General features: G+C 42.0%; 4 protein-coding genes. 1 reads left to right on the forward strand and 3 read right to left on the reverse strand.

The features are described from left to right. The first annotated feature begins 103 nt into the window (after positions 1-103). Positions 104-1,339, forward strand: a complete 1,236-nt coding sequence (locus tag WKF69_RS18710; RefSeq protein WP_340383948.1) for a TCR/Tet family MFS transporter — start codon at positions 104-106, stop codon at positions 1,337-1,339. On the opposite strand, the gene WKF69_RS18715 is transcribed toward WKF69_RS18710, so the two are convergent. From WKF69_RS18715 to WKF69_RS18725, 3 genes are all read right to left on the reverse strand, one after another. Beyond that, the gene (locus WKF69_RS18715; RefSeq protein ID WP_340383950.1) at positions 1,340-1,858 is read right to left on the reverse strand and encodes a glucosaminidase domain-containing protein; all 519 of its coding nucleotides are present in this window, start codon (positions 1,856-1,858) and stop codon (positions 1,340-1,342) included. A gap of 353 nt (positions 1,859-2,211) precedes the next feature. Next, positions 2,212-2,805 carry a hypothetical protein gene (locus WKF69_RS18720; protein ID WP_340383952.1) on the reverse strand — a complete coding sequence of 198 codons (594 nt, stop codon included), beginning with the start codon at positions 2,803-2,805 and terminating at the stop codon, positions 2,212-2,214. A 133-nt stretch (positions 2,806-2,938) separates the two neighbouring features. Then, positions 2,939-3,802, reverse strand: a complete 864-nt coding sequence (locus tag WKF69_RS18725; RefSeq protein ID WP_340383954.1) for a S1-like domain-containing RNA-binding protein — start codon at positions 3,800-3,802, stop codon at positions 2,939-2,941. Positions 3,803-3,969 lie beyond the last annotated feature (167 nt).

A 3,969-nucleotide genomic window follows, 5' to 3' on the forward strand; every position in this document is an offset into this window, starting at 1 on the left:
CATGTTATCCTGTTTTTAAGTGACTTAATTTGTCAACCTATTTCAGGACAAGACACAAGACATACTAATCTTTGTTCTTTGATCTTTAATCGTTATTCTTCATATGCCTACTTCCCGCAAAGCTGCGATGAGCTTCATCTTTATTACCTTGTTAATTGACGTAACAGGGCTGGGGCTGATCATTCCGGTATTTCCAGAGTTGATAAAGCAACTGACAAACGGCAATATTAGTGAAGCTTCACAATGGAGTGGCTGGCTGACCTTTGCTTATGCCATTATGCAATTCGTTTGTGCTCCGATTATTGGAAACCTGAGCGACAAATACGGTAGAAGGCCCGTTCTACTTTTATCGTTGTTGGGTTTCGGAATAGACTATATTTTTCTTTCACTCGCGCCCAGCATTTGGTGGCTGTTTTTAGGAAGAATAATTGCAGGTGTGTTCGGAGCCAGTTTCACAACAGCGACTGCTTACATAGCAGATATAAGTACTGATGAGAACCGGGCACAGAACTTTGGGATGATTGGCGCCGCATTTGGGTTGGGGTTTATCATAGGGCCCGGTTTGGGTGGACTACTTGGTGAGCTTGGACCAAGGGTACCCTTCATAGCTGCTGCTGGCCTAACATTCCTAAATGTCATCTATGGCTATTTTGTTTTGCCGGAATCGCTGACCAAAGAGCACCGCAGGTCTTTTGAGTGGAAGCGCGCCAATCCTATGGGATCACTGCTGCAATTGAAAAAGTATAAAGGAGTAGGCGGCTTGATCGTGTCGCTGATATTTGTTTACATATCTGCGCATGCTGTCCAAAGTACCTGGACGTTTTTCAATATTGAGAAATTCAACTGGAGCAATGCACTTATGGGGATATCGCTTACAGTTGTAGGCTTATTAGTCGCTCTCGTTCAGGGAGTATTGATCCGTTATACTAACCCAAAGCTGGGTGACGAGAAAAGTATCTATGTTGGTCTGGGACTGTACTCGCTGGGATTGTTCTTATTTGCCTTCGCGAATCAGGGCTGGATGATGTTCGTATTCCTGATTCCCTATTGTCTGGGTGGTATCGCCGGCCCGGCCCTTCAGTCTATAATTTCCGGGAATGTGCCCAAGAATGAGCAAGGAGAATTACAAGGGGCTCTCGCGAGCCTGATGAGCGCAACCTCTATTGTTGGTCCTTTATTAATGACCAACCTTTTTGCTTGGTTCACCAGGCCCGGTGTGCCTGTTAAGTTTGCCGGTGCGCCTTTCTTTGCCGGCGCTATATTTATGTTTATCAGTGCAGTAGTAGCTGCCCGCACCATGAAAAGAGATTCGTTTATTAATCGGAAGACAAATCCGTGATTATAACTTCACTTTAAAGACGTCGTCGATCTTGTCAACTCCAACACGATCAATTCTCACTAAATAATCAGAAGTTTCCGAGTAATATTTCTGGATATGCTCACGGTAAGCATCTTTAGTTATATTTTTTAAGCGGGAGATTGTAAAGCTTTGGAATAATGCGTAATCAATTACAGATTCTCTCCAGTTTGTGTAGAGAGCATGTCCTCTGTTTACACCAACTGCTGAGGTCGGCCTTAACTCCGCCATCTTCATCCCAAACAGATTATGATTTTCTTTGAAGATATCCGATGTGAAATTACCAGTCTCAAGTCTGGCTTGTGACAGAGCGACCTCAGGATATTTTATCTTAAGCTCCTTCATTAAAGCTATCAGGGCTTTCTCAGAGAAATCGCCAGGTGCACCACTTCTGTAAGAGCCTGCAGTTTCGGCTGCATTCAAAATACCTTTTGCATTGTACGCAAAACCAATTCCATAACCAAGTGCCAGCACAAGTACATGATAAATGTATTTTTTCATAATTTTTCCTTGCTTAAAGTGAATCTTCATAATTTTTCTCAGTTAAACTTGATCGTTGTGATAATCGGTTTAAGAAAGGTTTCATCTATAACGGCACATATTTTGAATTGTTTTCTTAAAACAGGTTTTTTTTGTATCTCACGCTTTATTTTGTGAAGTATAATCAGGACAGTGTATACCTTTGTATACAGTAATTGATAAGGAAAGCAGACACTGATTTGGTCAAAAAAGCTACAGTTATAGCTTGATATGGACGATTTTTAGAAGACATTCGACTGCCATTTTCATTGCAACTCACGTCAGAGCCGCATAGAATGTGGCAGTTTCGTTATGACATAAAAATGACAAAGCGATCAGTTTTTCGGAGCGGGGGTAATCATAATGTGAGCTCTATGAGAACCTGGATCCATTAGCCAGGGCATTCCAGGCACATCTGGCTTTGTAGGTAGGCCTGTGCTTTCAGCAGTAGCATAAGGCACATAGATTACATATCTAAGGAAACCGTCTTTGATAGTGCCGGTGCTGGCTTCGTAATTTTCTGCTTTAGCCGTATAGACATAAAGAGTAGTCGGCTGCTTAGGCATAAGCAGTTTTCCGGTTTTAACTTCCTTATCGCGCAGATCTGTAGCTTCTTTTGATGATTTTCCTGAAAATCTGAGATCGCGTCCGCGTTTCATAAAAGGATCAAGATCCTGATGATATGCGGCTACACTTAAGCCATTCACTTTAGGATCATCGGCCAGACAGATTATCTCGTTAGTACCTTTTCTCAATTTCACAAATTCGCCTTTGGCATTGTAACCCAGAACGGTTGCCTTGTCACGTTTATCAGCTGGAGCTGCAAGCACGGCAGTTTGGATTTGAATAGCTGCAGAAGGAATTACATTCTGTGCTAATGAAATGAAACAGAGTAATAAAATGCTGAATGTTAGGAAGCCAGTTTTCATCTGTATATAATTTATTTTTAAAGGTGATGAACCCGCGTGCCGGCAGGCAGGCTCATGCAGGTTTCATAGGAGTAATATTTGATGCACAATCCGCTAACTAATATTAACTCTTTTCTGGCTGAATAGCAAATATTTAGTCAGCGTTTTGGTCAATTTTTTCACTTGATGGAGGTGCCAATTTCACCGAATCATCTGAAACCAGCACTAATCGCTCCTTATAAAGGCTGCCAATTGCCTTCTTAAAAGCCTTTTTGCTGATCTTTAACTGGTTATAGATTTCTTCCGGTGAGCTTTTATCCCCGAGGTTTATAATGCCCCCATTCTCCTGAAGCTCTAACAGCAAAGAATCCTTCAGATCAAGAATATGCCTGAAACCAATTACCTGCAGACTTAGATCTATCTTATTTTCTTCCCGTATTTTCTTGACGAAGCCGCGTTTTACATCTCCGGGCTGAAGATCTTCAAATACTTCATTGTGATAAAGCAAGCCGGCGTATTTTTGGTTGATGATGGCACTATATCCCAGGTCGCTTTCATCAAAAATGAGCAGACTAACTTCATCGCCCTCTTCGAGATCATGCATATCCTGATCAATAAAATCTGTCAGGCGCGAAGATGCAGTAATTCGTTCGTTTCTCTCATCAGTGTAAAGGAACACAACATACTTCTGGCCAACCTTCATGGGACGTTTTTGCTCCCGCTCAGGAACAAATACATCCTTGCCGATACCCATGTTCAGAAAGGCGCCCTGTTCATTCACGTCAACCACTTCTAAAAACGCAAACTCATCAACCATCGCGATAGGAGTTTCAGTGGTAGCCATCAATCTCCCGTCACTGTGGATATACACGAACACATGCATATTGTCGCCTATCTCAGCCTCTTGCGGAGCATGAACGTAAGGTAAAACCACTTCTTTCTCACCATCTGTGAGAATTAAACCAGGATCTGTTTTTTTGATGAACCTAAGTTCATTGAACTTTCCAATATCTATCATGCTTCCTAGACTCTAAAACGGCGGGGATCAATAAAATGCAAAGATACTAAAACACCATGAATGCTTTGTTCCGCGGGATTGGTAAATAAAAATGCCCTCGATTTATCGAGAGCATTTCTAATTTTATGTGTCGGCTTATCAGTTTCCTGAGATTACACCGCAACCAA

The sequence above is a fragment of the Daejeonella sp. genome, from assembly GCF_037719425.1.
Taxonomy (GTDB): Bacteria; Bacteroidota; Bacteroidia; order Sphingobacteriales; family Sphingobacteriaceae; genus Daejeonella.

Bases quoted from the DNA above. Each gene is read 5' to 3' on its own strand.
- WKF69_RS18710 (WP_340383948.1), top strand. From the start codon at position 104: ATGCCTACTTCCCGCAAAGCTGCGATGAGCTTCATCTTTATTACCTTG.
- WKF69_RS18715 (WP_340383950.1), bottom strand. From the start codon at position 1,858: ATGAAAAAATACATTTATCATGTACTTGTGCTGGCACTTGGTTATGGA.
- WKF69_RS18725 (WP_340383954.1), bottom strand. From the start codon at position 3,802: ATGATAGATATTGGAAAGTTCAATGAACTTAGGTTCATCAAAAAAACA.
- WKF69_RS18720 (WP_340383952.1), bottom strand. From the start codon at position 2,805: ATGAAAACTGGCTTCCTAACATTCAGCATTTTATTACTCTGTTTCATT.